This is a genomic window from Sandaracinaceae bacterium (assembly GCA_020633055.1).
GTDB lineage: Bacteria > Myxococcota_A > Polyangia > Polyangiales > Houyiibacteriaceae > JADJJE01.
This window is the reverse complement of sequence record JACKEJ010000005.1, coordinates 904,972-921,061: the sequence shown is the minus strand read 5'-3', so window position 1 is coordinate 921,061 and position 16,090 is coordinate 904,972. Positions and strand designations below refer to the sequence as shown.

13 protein-coding genes and 1 pseudogene are annotated in these 16,090 nt (G+C 68.9%); 6 read left to right on the top strand and 8 right to left on the bottom strand.

Annotation, left to right across the window (positions count from 1 at the left end; all coding sequences use genetic code 11):
• Positions 1-37 precede the first annotated feature (37 nt).
• Complete coding sequence (locus tag H6726_08765) at positions 38-697, bottom strand: response regulator transcription factor (GenBank protein ID MCB9657723.1); 660 nt, start codon at positions 695-697, stop codon at positions 38-40.
• 128 nt (positions 698-825) lie between these two features.
• Between H6726_08765 and H6726_08760 the strand changes: the two genes are divergently transcribed.
• Positions 826-1,122 (top strand): PepSY domain-containing protein, encoded by a 297-nt coding sequence (locus H6726_08760; protein ID MCB9657722.1) that lies wholly within the window; start codon positions 826-828, stop codon positions 1,120-1,122.
• Between the two features lie 122 nt (positions 1,123-1,244).
• On the opposite strand, the gene H6726_08755 is transcribed toward H6726_08760, so the two are convergent.
• Both H6726_08755 and H6726_08750 read right to left on the bottom strand, forming a co-directional pair.
• Positions 1,245-1,748 (bottom strand): hypothetical protein, encoded by a 504-nt coding sequence (locus H6726_08755; protein MCB9657721.1) that lies wholly within the window; start codon positions 1,746-1,748, stop codon positions 1,245-1,247.
• A 531-nt stretch (positions 1,749-2,279) separates the two neighbouring features.
• A complete protein-coding gene (locus H6726_08750; protein ID MCB9657720.1) occupies positions 2,280-3,095 on the bottom strand; it encodes a ParA family protein in 816 nt (271 codons plus the stop codon).
• A 221-nt stretch (positions 3,096-3,316) separates the two neighbouring features.
• On the opposite strand from H6726_08750, the gene H6726_08745 reads away from it, so the two are divergent.
• A complete protein-coding gene (locus H6726_08745) occupies positions 3,317-3,754 on the top strand; it encodes a hypothetical protein (protein ID MCB9657719.1) in 438 nt (145 codons plus the stop codon).
• Between the two features lie 10 nt (positions 3,755-3,764).
• On the opposite strand, the gene H6726_08740 is transcribed toward H6726_08745, so the two are convergent.
• Complete coding sequence (locus tag H6726_08740; protein ID MCB9657718.1) at positions 3,765-4,322, bottom strand: dihydrofolate reductase family protein; 558 nt, start codon at positions 4,320-4,322, stop codon at positions 3,765-3,767.
• Between the two features lie 288 nt (positions 4,323-4,610).
• Here H6726_08740 and H6726_08735 point away from each other — a divergent pair, with 288 nt between their 5' ends.
• From H6726_08735 to H6726_08720, 4 genes are all read left to right on the top strand, one after another.
• Positions 4,611-4,817 carry a hypothetical protein gene (locus H6726_08735; protein MCB9657717.1) on the top strand — a complete coding sequence of 69 codons (207 nt, stop codon included), beginning with the start codon at positions 4,611-4,613 and terminating at the stop codon, positions 4,815-4,817.
• A gap of 45 nt (positions 4,818-4,862) precedes the next feature.
• Complete coding sequence (locus H6726_08730) at positions 4,863-5,753, top strand: mechanosensitive ion channel family protein (GenBank protein MCB9657716.1); 891 nt, start codon at positions 4,863-4,865, stop codon at positions 5,751-5,753.
• 69 nt (positions 5,754-5,822) lie between these two features.
• Positions 5,823-6,179, top strand: a complete 357-nt coding sequence (locus H6726_08725) for a hypothetical protein (protein MCB9657715.1) — start codon at positions 5,823-5,825, stop codon at positions 6,177-6,179.
• 40 nt (positions 6,180-6,219) lie between these two features.
• Positions 6,220-6,717: a hypothetical protein gene (locus H6726_08720; protein MCB9657714.1), complete on the top strand. Its 498-nt coding sequence runs from the start codon at positions 6,220-6,222 to the stop codon at positions 6,715-6,717.
• 16 nt (positions 6,718-6,733) lie between these two features.
• On the opposite strand, the gene H6726_08715 is transcribed toward H6726_08720, so the two are convergent.
• From H6726_08715 to H6726_08700, 4 genes and pseudogenes are all read right to left on the bottom strand, one after another.
• On the bottom strand, positions 6,734-10,054 hold the full coding sequence (locus tag H6726_08715; GenBank protein MCB9657713.1) for a hypothetical protein: 3,321 nt from the start codon (positions 10,052-10,054) through the stop codon (positions 6,734-6,736).
• A gap of 104 nt (positions 10,055-10,158) precedes the next feature.
• Positions 10,159-10,827, bottom strand: a complete 669-nt coding sequence (locus H6726_08710; protein MCB9657712.1) for a hypothetical protein — start codon at positions 10,825-10,827, stop codon at positions 10,159-10,161.
• Between the two features lie 647 nt (positions 10,828-11,474).
• A pseudogene (locus H6726_08705) lies at positions 11,475-14,894 on the bottom strand (efflux RND transporter permease subunit).
• Between the two features lie 48 nt (positions 14,895-14,942).
• Positions 14,943-16,073, bottom strand: a complete 1,131-nt coding sequence (locus tag H6726_08700) for an efflux RND transporter periplasmic adaptor subunit (GenBank protein MCB9657711.1) — start codon at positions 16,071-16,073, stop codon at positions 14,943-14,945.
• Positions 16,074-16,090: the final 17 nt, after the last annotated feature.

Sequence of the window (16,090 nt, the reverse complement as noted above, 5' to 3'; positions counted from 1 at the left end):
CGCCAGTGGACGAGTGGCGCGGGTCGCACCTGCGGCGTCATCTGCCGTCGAGCGCATATCCCTCGCTGCGTATCGTCCGAACCACCCGCGTCCCGAGCTTTCGGCGTATTCGTCCCATGAGCGTGTCGAGGCTCGCGCTCGCACCTGGACTCTGGTCGTCCCAGATCAAGTCCAAGATGGTCGCGCGGGAGAAGACACGACCGGGGGCGCTGCCCAGCAGCTTGAGGATCTCCCACTCGCGCGCCGTGATGGGGACCTCGCTCGAGCCGCGGGTAGCGAGACACCCGTCGAAGTCCAGCACGACGTCGCTGATGGTCAGCCGCACCCCGCGCTCGATAGGACCTCGCCTCCCCAACGCGCGTACTCGCGCACGCAGCTCCGCGACCGCGAACGGCTTGGGGAGGAAGTCGTCCGCACCCGCGTCGAGACCCTCGACGCGCTGCCGCACTTCGCCGTGTGCGGTGAGGAGGAGTATCGGAACGCGCGCCCCCTCTCGGCGCAGCTCCCGACAAAGGTCCACGCCGCTCCCATCCGGTAGTTCGACATCCAGCACCAATACGTCGGGGATGCGTCGAGAAAGCTCCCTGCGGGCTTCCGCGAGGGTCTGCGCCAACACGACGCGGTGGGCCTCCCGTTCGAACGAGCGGGAAAGCATGTCAAGGAGTTCGGGGTGGTCATCGACGACGAGCAGGTGCACGCAGAGAGCGTACGGTGTCCACGAATGAGACGCCCACCGCGTCGTTCAGTCGCTGTTGAGGTGGTGAGCTGTCTCGTTCAAGGACCGTTGAGGAGCGTGCTTCATCGTCGGTGGGAAAGGATCTTCCCATGTTCAAGAGAACCCCCCGCCTCCACCAGCACTTCTTCGCCGCCCTCGCGGCACTATTCATCAGCCTTGCGGTCGCTCCCGCACTCGGACAGACGGCAAGCGGAATCGGACTTCAGGACGCCGAACGCATCGCGCTCCAGCTATTTCCAGGGGCCACCGTGGAGAGCGTCGAACGAGAACGTGACCGTGGGATCGCCGTGTACGAGGTCGAGCTGCGAGACGACCGTGGCGTAGAACACGAGGTCATCATCGATGCGCGCGACGGCCGGGTGATCCGGACACGCGTCGACGACTGAGTCAACATTGGCCTTGGAGCTGGGTGTCGCGGGCGGTTCCCTCACGAGCCTTGCACGTCGAGCCTCACAGCAGGTGCATTCCACCCGCCCTCATGCAGGCTTGCGCGCCACCAAGAAGCTGTTCATCCCGTCCGCGCCGACGTCTGGCTCCGTGATGTCCACGAAGCCAGCGCGGTGACCAGCTCGCGGAGCTGTTCTTTGCTGAGCTGGCCGACCCAGGGGGCCTTCCCGAACCAGCGCATCATGGCGATCAGCGGCGCGTAGGGCACCCACGACTCGCACAGACACGCGGTCGACGACACCGAGAAGCCGCACAGCGCGAGCAGGCGGTGCATGCGCGCGAGGGCGTCGTTCGGGTCCTGCAGCAGGTGCAGGATGCTGTACGCGCACACGCCATCCAGCCATCCAAGAAGGCGGCGCCCTCGTGTCGGGGCGCATCGACGGAGGGGGAAGGCGTGGTGGTGGTCGTCATCGTGCTCGTCACGCCGCCACGATACGAGTGCCTGGTCGGCGACGCAGGTGGGCATCAGCGCGATGCACAGCCCACGCTGGGCCGCCTGCACCATCAGCTCCAGCGAAGGGAAAGCGCCCCACACGGGTGTCTCGGGGTGGCTCGTGGTGCACACAACCTCCTGCTGCGCGCGCCCATCGTCCGCGCCCGTGGCTCCACCCGAGATCGTGATGTCGGGCCCGAGGTCGCTCGCGTTGCGGGCAGGTTTGGCGCCCGTGGGAGACGTGCACGCACCGTCGTCCGCGTCGCCACCGCCGCCCTGCGCGCGAGGCTGGTCACGGTGCTACCGACCTGCTGCACCAGGCTGCCAGCGAGTGACAGCCCCGCGGTCTTGTGCGCATCCCGGATGCCACGGGCCTGCTGCTCGCGCCGCGCGTCGAGGAGGCTGCTGAAGAGGTCGACGAGGACCCCGAGACGTCACGTCGGCGCTGTCGGCTACGTGGAACCAACCGTTGGGGAAGGGCGGGGTGAAGCGGCGGGTGCTCTGGGTCATGAGCTGATCTGTAGAACGCGTTCTACTCGACGCGCAACGACGCCCCTAGGTGCAGAAGGCGTGGCTCGGAAAGCGGAAACCTCGACGATTTCAGGCGTGTGCGGCGCCTCGATAAGCGGCGCGCATGCGGCCATGCCGAGTTTCCATGGCGCCTCACCCCACGCGCGACGAGGCCGTTCGCGTGCTCGCGCTCCGCGTGCGCTCGATGCTCTCGAAGAGCTCCACGAACTGCAGCGTGAGCTTGTGCTGCGGCGCCAGGTGGATGAGCGGCAGGTGCGCCTGGTGGGACTCGCGCATCTTGACCGACTGCGCGAGGTGCTGGCTGAGCACCGGCAGCCCTTCGGCGAGCAGCTCGTCGATGAGGGCCTGCGGTAGGCGCGCGCTGGACTGGTATTGGTTGACCACGATGCCCTCGAGCATCAGGCCCGGGTTGTGATCCTCGCGCAGCTCCGCGATGGTCTCGAGCACGCGGTAGAGCGACTGGCGCGAGAAGTTGTCGCAGTCGAAGGGCACCAGGCAGCGCTCGGCCGCGATGAGCGCCGAGCGCGTGAAGAAGTTCGCAGCGGGCGCGGTGTCCACGAAGATGCGGTCGTAGCGCCGGCCGAGCTTCTCGAGCGCGTCGCGCAGCTTGTAGATCTTCTGGCGCGCCTCGAGCTTGGGGGCCAGGAAGTCGAGCTCGGGGCCCGCGGGCATCACGTGCAGCTTGGGGAAGCGCGAGGTGTGCACGAAGGTCTCGGGGTCGGTCGACGTGATCAGGTTCTTGATGGAGAGGGTCTGCTCGAAGAAGTCGTGGGCCGTGCGCGAGAGCTCGGCCACGGGCTTCTCCAGCAGGTACTCGCTGGCGTTGCCCTGCGGGTCGAGGTCCACGACCAGCGTCGTGAGGCCGCGCGCCGCCGCGATGGCGGCCAAGTTGCAGGCGATGCTGGACTTACCGACCCCGCCCTTCTGGGTGAACACGACGCGACGCATGGGAAACTCTCCTGATCAATGGCGATGCTGCACTGCGTCATAGCAGCATGGGGCGCGTGACTGAAGCGGAGATGTGTGATTTCAGGCGCAACCCGAGAAACGGGCCACCCATCTCGCGGTTCGGACCCCTCCGCGGGCGCGGTGCGACGATCGTCGAGCGCCGCTGGTTCGTGGTAGCATGGCGCGGCTGCCGGAGGGGCTCTCTCGGCAGGGAGTGACCCGTGTCCAGAGACAAGAAGATCCTGTTCGGCTGCATCGCGGCCCTCGTGTTGATCGGCCTGTGCGCCTGCTGCGGCATCGGCCTGGTGTCCGTCAGCGTCGTGGGCGCCGCGGGACCTGCCCTCGAGGGCGCGCAGGTGGGCCAAGGCGCGACCGCGCATCAGGTATGCGTCGACGCCGCGCTCGTCCGAGGCGATGCGTGCCCCAACATGGACATGTCGTGCGGGTTCAACGTGGGCGCGTTTCACTCGGGTTGTCTCAGAGCGGTGCCCGCGGACCCCACGGCCTTCTGCCGCACCCCGAGCTGGGCGCCGTCGGCTCCGGGCGAGGAGCCCGGCGTGGCTTTCTGTGCTGCCCACGGTCGTGCCGCGACCTTTGGGTGTGGCGCCGTGTTCGGTAGCTGGGAAGACTTCTGCGAGCCCTACCGCAGGGGGCCCTAGCAGCAGCACGTCAGGGCACGCGTCGGTAGTGCATCGCCACCGCGCCACAGCGGAGCGGCAGCGCCGACACCAGCTCGAGGCGCCGCGTGCTGGGCAACCCGCCTGCGTACAGCGTCGGGCCGTGTCCCGCGATCCTCGGCTGCACGAGGAACCTGTAGTCGTCGACGAGATCCAGCGCGTCCAGCGCGAGCGCCAGCTTTCCGCTCCCCAGGAGCACGCCCGCCGGGGTGGCGTCCTTGAGCTGCTGCACCGCGTCGCGCAGGTCGCCGGTGAGGTGGTGGCTGTTGGTCCACGGGAAGTCGCTGCGCGTGGAGGACACCACGTACTTCGGCTTGGTCTCGAGCTTGGTGGCCCACGCGCGGATCGCCTCGGGGGCGTCTACGTCCCCCCGGGCGACGGATGGCCAGTAGCTCTCCATCATCTCGTAGGTGGTGCGGCCCCACAGCATCGCGCCGCTGTCGTCCATGAGCCCCGTGAAAAAGGCGTGCGTCTCGTCGTCCGCGATGCCCTCCTGGTGGTCGACGCAGCCGTCGAGGGTGACGTTGATGCTGAAGGTCAGGAGTCCCATGCGGCGAGTCTGCGCCGCGGACACGACGAACGCGAGCGCTCCCTCACCGTCCCGCGCCGCGAGGCGCTCGTCGCACCCGACTGTGGCGCAATGCCCCACCCGACGCGTTCCGACACGCGCAGGCGTCGGGTCGCACCAGCCTGCATGACCGCGCGGAACCCGTCGAAACCAAGCGTTTCCTGCGGTGGCACAGCACGTGCTCAGGTCCGGTGCACAGGTCGGCCCCCCCGAGCGCAAGCGACTTGCCTCGAGCCCCGACCGCCTTTCTCGAAACCAAAGGACGACCCCATGGACATCAAGCACATCATCTTCACCGCGCTGGCGGTGTTCGCCCTGACGACGACCGCCGGCTGCGACGACGAGGGGCCGCTCGAGAGCGCCGGCGAGCGCGTGGACGACGCGTTCGACCGCGACACCCCGGCGGAGAACGCCGCCGAAGAGATCGAGGAAGCCGGCGAGGCGGTCGGCGACACAGTGCGGGAAGCGACCGAGTGATCGACGCTGACAAGCACGCGGGCAACCACCGGCGAGGAGAGTGACATGGGCGAGCAATGGGCGACGTCGTACGGAAAACTGATGGAGAAGCTGCGCGACTGGTTCGACGCGGTGGTCACCAATCTCCCCAACTTCGTCGTGGCGTTGGTCGCCTTCTCCATCGCCTATCTGCTCGCGGTCGGGACGCGGCGCGTCGTCGCGCGTCGCCTCACGGGCGTGCACGACGCCTCGCTGCGGGCGCTCATCGCCAGCGTGGCGTCGGGCGTGGTCATCACGCTCGGGCTGCTGGTGGCGCTCAACGTGATGAACTTGGACACGGTGCTGCACTCCATGCTCGCCGGTGCCGGTGTGGCCGGTGTCGCGATTGGTCTCGCGCTCCAGTCGTCGCTGTCCAACACCTTCGCGGGCATGTACCTCGCGGTGCGCAAGGTGCTGAACGTGGGCGACTGGGTGGAGACCGCCGGCTACTCGGGTACCGTGCACGAGCTGAACCTGCGCAACACCGTGCTGCGGGGGAGCGACAACAACCTCGTCATCATCCCGAACAAGACGGTGGTGGAGAACCCGTTCAAGAACTTCAGCCTGACGGAGCGCGTCCGGGCCTCGGTGCGCTGTGGCGTCGCCTACGGGAGCGACCTCGACGACGTACAACGGTTGGTCACGGCTGCCCTCCAAGAGCGATTTCCACAGCGGGAGACCGAAGGCATCGAGTTCCACTTCCTGGAGTTCGGCGCGAACTCGGTCGACTTCCAGGCGCGCTTCTGGACCGACGCGCGCGTCAAGCTCGCGCTGCTCGAGGCGCGCAGCGAGGCGATCAAGATCATCCATCGGACGTTCGAGCGCGAAGGCGTCGAGATCCCGTTCCCACAGCGCGTGGTGCGTACGCTCGTCGACGAGCGCCGGGACGACGAGAGCACCGCCGAGGCCGCCGAGTAGACGCTCGGGGGCGGTGACTCGACGGGGGGCCGGTGGCGGTCCGATGCGCACGTCGCTACACTCGGGGGCGTGCGGGGTCGCTTCACAAGGGGTCTCTTCAAGCTGGTTCTCGTCGCGTCGCTCGTGTCTTGTGGCGGTGCCGGCGACTACGGCGACAGCGACTACGGTGACGCCGCCGCGGGGCTGGCCGTGGGGGTCGCGGGCACCGCCCTTCACCGCGCAAGCACCGGGAGCTGCTGGGGGCGGTGTTCACCGGGCTTCGCGTGCGACCGGGAGAGCGGCCTGTGTGAGCGCGGGGACTGCGACCCCGCGTGCCCGGGTGGGATGTCGTGTACGCTGACGCCCATGGGGACCGAGTGTCGCGGCGACCCAGGGCTCACCGTGGACCCCTTCGACGTCGAGTCGACGGGCGGTTCCGAGTGGTGACGCTACCGCTTGGGTCGTGATGGGGCGTATGGTCCGCACCATGACTGAACCGAAGTCCGCGATCGAGGTCGACGCCAGCTACTGGCCGCTCCTGATCGTCGTCGTCCCCGACCAGCTGGACGCGGCGTCCGTGGCCGACCTGATTCGCCGCGTGGACAAGCTCCACGAGCGAAAGGAGCACTTCGCGACGTTGGTCGACACCACGGCCGTCAAGACGCTGCCGCGCGCCAGCGAGCGTCAGGCGCTGGCCGAGTGGCAGAACCGCACGATCGAGGTGATCCGTCGCTACAACGTGATCACCGCCACGGTCATCGAGAACTCGCTCGTGCGCGGCGCGATGACGGCCATGAACTGGGTGTTCCGCCCGCCCAACGAGCAGGTCGCGGTGGCCACCTTCCGGGAGGGGCTGACCATCTGTTGCGACCGCCTGCGTGCAGCGGATGTCCCGCTGGGCGTCGCGCTCGAAGCCGCCGAGGCGAGGACCCCCGGCAGCTACCGCGCGATGAAGCGCGCGTCCATGTTCCCACCAGCGCATTGAGCCGCGCTCTGTGCGTTCACAGCCCCCCGACGAGGGTGACGGGCGCGGGGCAGCGCGAGTAGCAGCCGTTGCCGTCGCAGTAGCCCGGGCAGTTCGTCACGACGACCCCCGCGTTGCCTGCCCCACTCTCGCCCCAGCAGCGCACAGCGGCGTCCACGTCGAGCGCGCAGCGCGTGTTCGCGTGAGCGGTGATGGCGGTGGCGGGCAGGCCAGGGACCACCACGGCGGAGAACGCGTTGCCGCCAGCGCCCCCGTCGCCCAGCTGTCCCGAGCGGTTCTCACCCCAGCAGTGCACCTCGCCGGTGCGGTCGAGCGCGCACGCCCCCGCGCCCGAGACGGCCAGCTGGACGATGTCGGTCAGGCCGAGGACACGAGTGGGCGTTGCGGCCTGTGTGCGGGTCAGCCCGGCGCCGAGCTGTCCCAGGTCGCCGCGGCCCCAGCACCACACTTGGCCGGAAGCGCGCAGCGCGCAGCTGAAGGTCTCACCGACACCCACGACGAGCGCGTCGTCGATGGTGGCCACGTCGACGGGCTCGAGCGCGTCCGCAGCCGTCCCGTCGCCGAGCTCGCCGTACGTCCCGGTCCCCCAGCAGCGGATGCGCCCGTCGGCGCGTCGCGCGCACGCGTGCGACCCCGAGAGCGCGACTTGCACGGCGTCGTCGAGCGTGGGGATGGACACCGGGGTGTTGGAGATGGCCACGCTGTCCGTGGCGAGGAGGCGCGCGCTGTTGTTGCCCCAGCAGAGCACCTCGCCCGCCGTCGTGACCGCGCAGGTGGTGTCCGCGGCCGCGTCCAGCGCGCGGACAGCCGGCAGCGTGACGTCCCCGGCGGGCTCGCCCGAGCCCGTGGTGGTCCCTCGGCCGAGCTGCCCGTTTTCGTTGCTACCCCAGCACCGGACCCCCTCGTCCTCGGTGACGATGCAGCGGTGCCGCCCGCCGGAGGCGACGGCGACCGCGACGGCCCCCGCGTCTTGCGCTTCGGGAGTCGGCGTGCCGTCTCCCCAGCAGGTCACGTCGCCGGTGGACAACACGGCGCACGGACGGCCCCCGCCGCCGCCGAGCGCGCGTGTGGTCTCGAAGCCGAGGACGCGTGTCGGGACGGAGCGCGCCGTGCTCGTGCGGTCGCCGACCTGGCCGTCCGTGTTGCGCCCCCAACAGAGCACGTCCCCCGCGTCGTCCAATGCACACGTGGTGCGCCCCGCCGCCACCACGCGCTCGAACACGAGCCCACTGGTCACGGGTCCGAGCCCTGCGTAGGGGGCGACGCTGCCGCGGCCCAGCTGCCCTCCGTCGTTGCGGCCCCAGCACATGAGCGAGCCGTCCGTCCGTAGGCCACACGTGTGGTCGTCGCCCGCCTCGAGCGCGGTGAACGTGGGCGCGCCCGGCCCACCTGCAATTGCCAGCGCCGTCAGCTGGGTGTACTGGGTCGGCGGTGGGACGAGCGCTTGCTGGAAGGTGTTGAGCCCCCAGCACCCGACCGCGATGCCCGTCGTGGCGCAGGTGTAGCCTCCGCCCGTGGCGATCGACGTGAGCGCCGTGCCCGTCGCCACTGGCGTCGGGCTCGCGGCGCAGGGCGCGTTCAGGCTGAACTGCTCGACTGGGCTGCGAGACATGCAGGTGGGCAACACGGCCATGTCGCCGAGCGCGCCGCTCTCGTCGCCGCCCATGCACCACGGGCCGCTGAGCGGTCCGTCGATGCCGCAGACGGTCCCGGACCCCACGTCGTAGTCCCCCACGTCCATCGCGAGGGTGACCGGGATGGTGGCGTCCACGAGCCCTGCACCCCAGCCCCAGCAGGCGAGGCTGCCGTCGGGTCGACGCGCGCACGCGACGTTGTGACTCGCGCGCAGGTCCACCGCGTCCGCGAGGCCTAGCACCTCCGTGGGACCGCTACGCGCGCCGCGGTTGCCGATGCCGCGCTCGCCGTACGCGTTGCGACCCGTGCAGACCACGTGCCCCGTCTCGTCGATCACGCACGTCGTGGCAGCGGTCGTCGCGAGCTCCCGCGCCACCGGTAGCTGCGGGGCGTGCGCGACGTAACCCCGGGGGCTGCCCGCGACCTGGCCCAGCTGCCCGTACTCGTTGCGACCCCAACAGCCCACGTGGCCGGTCGCGGTGAGCACGCAGCCATGCGCTTCCCCAATGGCGAGGTCGACGACCGTCGGGGCCACGCACGCGGCCGCGACGCAAGCTTCGCCGAGCGGGCACGCCGCGCCGCACGCGCCGCAGTGGGCGGCGTCGTTCGCGAGATCCTGCTCGCAGCCGTCCGAACCATCGCGGTTGCAGTCTCCGCGCAGCGGCTCGCACGCGGCCACGATGCAGCTCTCGTCGAGGCAGTAGGCGGCACGCGTCCCGGTCGTGGCGCACACCGCGTCAGCGTCTGCGCGCTCGTCGATGAGCTGATCGCAGTCGTTGTCGATTCCGTCGCAGCGCTCCTCGGCGCCGCCGTAGATGCCAGCCACGAAGTCGTTGCAGTCGTCCGTGGGCAGCTGCGCGGGCGCGCACACAGAGGCCGGGTCGAGGTGGCCGTCCCGATCCAGGTCACGCTCGTAGAGGCCGTCGCAGTTGTTGTCGACGCCGTCACACAGCTCGACGGCTCCGGGGCGCACGGTGTCGTTGTCGTCGTCGCAGTCGAAGCCGTTCTCCGAGTCGTCGTGGGCCGAGCCGCAGGCGTGCTCCACGGGCGCGGTGGGGTCGCCATATCCGTCGCCGTCCGCGTCTCGGTAGAACGTGGCGAACACGCCCTCGTCGTTCGTCCCGTCGCAGTCGTTGTCCGCCCCGTCGCACACCTCGGGCGCGTTGGGGTGCACGCCCGCCGCGGTGTCGTCGCAGTCCCGGCCGCAGAAGCGCTCGTCGCCGCTGACGTTGCAGCATGCGCCGTCGGCGATGCCGTCCTGGTCGAGGTCGCGCACGCCGAAGGTGCTCGGATCGCAGTCCTCGTCGTGGTCCGCCGTGTCGCAGACCTCGAGGTTGCCGGGGAAGCGCAGCGCGTCGTTGTCGGCGCAATCGTCCCCGCCACAGGACACGTCGAGGTGACCGTCGCCGTCGGCGTCCCCCGTGATCTCGCACTCGGTCGTGCAGCGCTGCGCCCCTTCGTCGCACGTCTGTGCGGCGAGGCACGGGCTCACGGCGGCGACGCAGCCTCGCGCGTCGGCGTCGGCGCTCCCCGGGGCGCAGCGCTCGGCGCCGTTGCAGAAGCGACCGTCGCTGCACTCGATGTCCGCCGTGCACAACGTGGTGGTCCCACCGTCGCCTCCTCCGTCGCCACCGCAGCCCGTCAGCGTGGAGAGGGAGGCGAGCAGGAAGGCGGCGAGGGAGCAGGGTGCGGGACGTGACATGTGGAGCGCCGTGAGGTCGATTGTTCCAGAGGCAACGTACCACGCATGTGCACGAGGGAGTTCAACCTGGCGCTGCGTCGGGTACTCCCCGCCCGAGCGCGGGATCAGATGGTCGTCGGGTCGTCGCTGATGGTGAGCTGCCCGTTGCTCGGGGCGCTCAGGACCAGCCACTTGGCGTCGGTCGCGTCGCCGTCTCGCCGCAGGGTCGCGGGGACGGGCTCCCAGTTGGCGACTCCCAGGATGCTCACCTCTTCGCCCTGTTCGAGCACGCCCTCTTCGTAGCGGAGGGCCTTCTTCAAGCGCAGCACGTTCTCGCTCTCCGTGCCCTGCCGCATGAGGAAGTCCTTCGCGCGCTCCGCGTGGTCGCTGAGCGCGCCCGAGTGGACGTGCCCGTCGCGGACCAGGACCAGGTGGGCGCCCGCGGCCTTCACCAGGGCGCGCCCCGTGGCGTCTTCGACGACGAACGCCACCGCGTCCTCGGTCATGACGATGGTGTCCCAGTTCGCCTTGGCGCCCGACTGCGTACGCTCTTTGACCTCGACCACGTAGCCGACGCAGCGTCGGCCGGTGAGGGGGCCCTCGAGCTCGGGGTGGTCCGCGAGCGAGAGCGTGCCCGTGACCTTCACGAGCGCGCCCTCCGCAGCGCTCTCGATGGGTGTGCTCGCGACGCTCTGCAGGCGGCGTTTGCCGACGCGGTCCGACGAGAACCACCACACGCCCAGGCCGAGGGCGGCGAGGACGAAGAACACGATCGTGAGGATGACGGCTTCCATCGACGGCGGGAGTCAACCACAGGGCGAGGCGGGGTGTCGAGCCGAAGCACCGACGCGCGCGGAGCATTCGCCCCACAGGGAGTGTGGCCGAACGTCGCGCCGTCGAGTCATCGCCCGACGGCGCGGGATCTGGGCCGCCGCCTCACAGGAGGTCAGGACTCGTCGGTCCCTTCGGGCTTCGGGGGAGTGGTCTCTGCGGGTGCTTGCGGCGCGTCGGTGGTCGCTGCGCTGGGCTTCGTGGGTTCGGGCTCCGCCGTGGCTGACGGCGTGGGCTTGGCGGACTCGGGCGTTGCGGCGGGGGGCGGCACGGATGCCGCCGGCGAAGTGGCCGCGCTGGGCTCGGGGGCTTTCGGCGCGACGGGCGCGAGGGTCTGCGTAGGCTCGGCCTCGGCGGGCGTCGGCGCGGGCGTCGACTGCGCGGGCTCGGCCTTGGCGGACGTCGGCGCAGGCGGGGTTGGCTCCGGCCTCTCGGGCGGGGCGGCCGGTTCAGGCGAAGCGGCGACCGGCGCTCCGACCACCACTGGCGCTGCCCCTGCCGCGGTCGTGGCCGTCTCGGGTGGCGCCTTGGTATCGTTCGGGCCGGACGTGGTCGAAGCCGCGGGCTCGTCGGGCAGGTCCTCGAACGTGAACGGCGTGTCCTCCGAGGGCTCGCTGAGCGGCGTGTCCACCTCGTCTCGCAAGAGCTTCTTGCCGTCCGAGATGCGCGCGAACAGGTAGTACAGGCCCGGGATGACGATGACACCCACGACCGTGCCCAAGAGCATGCCGCCGACGCCCGTGATGCCGATGGTGCGGTTGCCGATGGCGCCGGCGCCGTGGGACACGACGAGCGGGATGAGGCCGGCGACGAACGCGAAGGACGTCATCTGGATGGGCCGGAAGCGCAGCTTGCCGCCCTCGATGGCCGCGTCCTTCAGCGACGCCCCCTCGTGTCTCCGCTGGACGGCGAACTCCACGATCAGGATCGCGTTCTTTCCGAGCAGACCGACCAACATGATCATGCCCAGCTGCGCCCAGACGTCGTTCGCCAGGCCGGCTCCCTGCAGCAGGAAGAAGGAGCCGAAGATGCCGATGGGGAGCGAGAAGATGACGGCCAACGGGATCAGGAAGCTCTCGTACTGCGCGACGAGCACCAAATACACGAAGGCGACGACGATCAGGAAGATGTAGAGGGCTGCGTTGCCTTGCCGCGACTCGTCCCACGAGAGGCCTTCCCAGCCGAGGTCGTAGCCGCGTGGGAGGGTGGCCTCGGCGACCTCGCGGACGGCGGCGATGGCCTGACCCGTGGAGTAGCCCGACGCTGGGACGAGCTGGATGGCCGCGGAGGGATACAGGTTGTAGCGGGTGATCTCGTTCAGGCCCTGCCTCCGCTCGATACGCATGAACGACGAGTAGGGGACCATCTCGCCGGCCTCGTTGCGGACGAAGAGGTCATTGAGGTCGTCCGGCATGCGCCGGAACTCGGGCCACGCCTGCACGTAGACCTTGTAGAACTGGTTGAAGCGCACGAAGCCCTGCTCGTACGTGCTGCCGATGAGGATGTTGAGGTTGTTCAGGGCGCGCTCGATGGACACGCCCTTCTGCATGGCCACGTCGTTGTTGATGACGAGCTCGTACTGCGGATAGTCGGCCGCGTAGAACGTGAAGACGCTGCCCACCTCCGGCCTCTCCCGCAGCGCCGCGATGAACTCCTCGGTGACGACCCCCAGCCGCTCGTAGTCCGGTGTACTCGACTGCGTCTGGTCGAGCACGCGCATGGCGATACCGCCCGCGGCGCCGAAGCCCGGGATGGCAGGCGGCTCGAAGAACTCGAGCTTGATGTCCGTCATCTCGTGCGTGCGCTCCTCGAGCTCCTCGATGATCTCCTGGGCTGTGTGCTCGCGCTCGGACCAGTCCTCGAGGTTGATGATGGCAGTGCCGGCGTTGGAGCCACGGCCCTCGGTGAGGATCTCGTAGCCCGCGACGGACGTCACGGAGCGCACTCCTTCGATGTCGTGGGCGATGCGCTCGAGCTCCTGCGACTTGGCGTTGGTGTACTCCAGCGTCGAGCCGGGTGGGGTCTGGAGCACGGCGTAGATGATGCCCTGGTCCTCGCCGGGGATGAAGCCGCTGGGGAGGAGGGAGCTCTCGCCGACGATGCCCATCGCGAAGCCGGCGACCACCAGCACCGTCACGAGCCGACGCGTCACGATGGGCTTGAGCAGGCGCAGCGCGTAGAAGTTCGTGATCTTGTCGATGCCGCGGCTGAAGGGCGCCTGAACGAAGGGAACCAGCAGGAGCAGGAAGCCGATGGGTCCCCACAGCTCGTGGGCCAGGTAGGTGATGCCGAGCAACGCGGGCAACCCCAGCAGCGCGTACACGGCGATCTGCTTGCCGCTCAGCGCCTGGAAGCGCTCCTTCAGGCTACGCGTGTCGTGCTCGCCGTGGGCGTGCGGGTCGTGTGGCTTGAGGATCATCGCGCACAGCACGGGCGTGAGCGTGAGCGCGACCACGCCCGAGAGGATGATGGTCGACGCCATCGTCACGCCGAACTGGCGGTAGAACACGCCGACCGGGCCCGGGACGAACGTCACCGGGACGAACACGGCGGTCATCACGAGCGTGATGGCGATGATGGCGCCGCTGATCTCCTGGAGCACCTCCCACGTGGCCCGATAGGGCGTGAGGTGTTTCTCGGCCATCTTCGCGTGCACGGCCTCCACGACCACGATCGCGTCGTCCACGACGACGCCGATGGCCAACACCATGGCGAAGAGGGTGATGAGGTTGATGGAGAAGCCCATCAGCGTCAGCACGAAGAAGCTGCCGATGAGCGAGACGGGCACGGCCAGCGTCGGGATGAGCGTCGAGCGGACGTCGCCGAGGAACATGAAGACCACGAGCGACACCAGCAGGAACGCTTCGAGCAGCGTGTGGAGCACCTGCTCGATGGACGCGTCGACGAAGCGCGAGACGTCGTAGGCGATCTCGTAGTCCATGCCAGGGGGGAACGACTCGCGCAGCTCGTCGAGGGTGCGCTTGACCTCCTCGATGATCTCGGCCGCGTTCGAACCTGGCGCCTGCTTGAGCACGATGGACGCGGTGGGGTGTCCATCGACGTCCGAGTAGATGTCGAAGAACTCCGAGCCCAGCTCGATGCCCTCGTGCTCGTTCGTGCCGTGCGCCGGGCGGGCGGCCGCCACGTGGTCATCGGCGTCGGCCTCCGCCGTGTCGTCGGCGTCGTCTCCTGCCGGCACCACGATGGGTTCCACTGTGTTCGGGCGGACGCAGATGTCCCTCAGGCGCAGGATCTCGCCGTTGGGTCGCGCTCGCAGGATGATGTCGCCGTACTGCTCGGGCTCGTTGTAGCGGCCGATGTACGTGAGCACGTACTCGCGCGACTGCGAGACCATGCCGGTCGCCTGACCGAGTCGCCCCGGCGAGCCGATGATGCTCTGTTCGGCGACGGCCTCCATGACGTCCTCGACGGAGATGTCGTAGGCGCGCATGCGCTCGGGGTTCAGCCAGATGCGCATCGCGAAGCTACGGTTGCCGAGGTTGCGCGGGATGCCCATGCCCTGGATGCGTTTGAGCACCGGCATGATGTAGACGTTCGCGTAGTTGAAGAGGTCAGTCTGATCCGCGTTCGGATCAGTGCTGAAGATGTTGAGATACATCAACATACTCGGCACGACCTGGCTGACGAGGATGCCTTCTCGAACGACGAGGGGTGGCAATCGGCTCAACATGATGTTGACGCGGTTCTGCACGTTCACGACGTTGATGTCCGGGTTGGTCCCGGGCTCGAAGAAGATGGCGATGGTCGCCTCGCCGGCGCTCGTGGCGCTGGAGACCATGTAGCGCATGTCCTGCACGCCGTTGATGGACTGCTCGAGCGGCACGAGCACGGAGTCGGTCAAGACGTTCGCGCTGGCGCCTGGGTACGCGATGGACACGTAGACCGTCGGCGGGGCCACGTCGGGGAACTGCGCGATGGGGAGGCTTTCGATACCTAGAACACCAAGGAACATGATGACGATCGAGAGAACAATCGCCAGACCTGGTCGCTTGAGAATCTTCGTGAACATGGTCGCCTGTCTTGTTGTGAGGCCCCGTGGAGCGCCGCCTGGGAAGGTCTATTCGGCGTGCTGCTTCAAATGCGAGAGACCGTCTTCGGGCGAGCGGAACTCGGTGCTCTCGATGTGCTCTCCGTCGTGTACCTGGCGCACTCCGTCGAGCACGATGCGGTCCTCGGCGGTAAGGCCGCGGCTGATGACGAAGACGTCGTCCGACTCGTTCGAGACGGTGATCTCGCGCTGGTGGGCGATGCCTTCCGCGTCGACGACGAACACGTACTGCTTGTCGAGCACGTCGAACACGGCGCGCTGTGGGATGACGAGCACGTCGTGGAGGGTCTCGTTGATGACCAACGTGCCCGTCTGGCCGTGCCGTAGGAGGTTGGCGGGGTTCGGGAAGTCCGCCCTGAACTGGATGTTGCCGGTCTCGTTGTCGAACGTTGACTCGATGGTGAGCGTCTCGGCCGCCACCTGGTCGAACAGCGCCCCGTTCGCGAGGCGCAGCTCCACGCGCGCGCCAGGGATGCGTAGGGTCTGCGGGTGCTCTGGATCCGTGGCGTCGGGGATGGCCCTGAAGCGCAGGTAGTCGGCCTCGGGCACGTTGAAGTACACCCACATGAGGCTGTTGTCGGAGACCGTGGTGAGCATGTCGCCGGCCTCGACCAGGCTGCCCTCCTGCACGTACTGCCGGTCCATGATGCCGTCGAAGGGCGCGACGATGTTCGTGAAGCGGAACTCGGCTTCGGCGAGGTCGTTCTCGGCGCGCGCCCGATTGCGCTCGGCCTCGGCCATGGCGACCTCCTGGTCCGACACGATGTGCTGCTCGAACAGCTGGCGGGCGTTGCGCACCCGGATCTCGGCCAGGTGCAGCTCGGCGCGGTGGCTGTCGAGGCGCGCGCGGTAGACCACCGGGAGCAGCTTGAACATCAGCTGCCCTTGGGTGACGGCCTGGCCCTCCTGCACGGGGATGGCCCGCAGGTAGCCCTCGTCCAGCGCGCGGATCTCGACGTGCCGCCGCGAGTGGATCTGGCTTACGTATTCCTCACTGGTGGGGAAGTCCATCACGGCCGGGTTGGTCAGCACGACCGGGTGGTGGGCCTCCTCCGTGTGGTGCTCGGCGTGGCCCGAGCTGCACGCGACCATCGCGGAGGACGGGAGGGACAGAAGCAGCGCGCAGGCCAAGGACCGCATAGAGGGCCCGGTGCTCG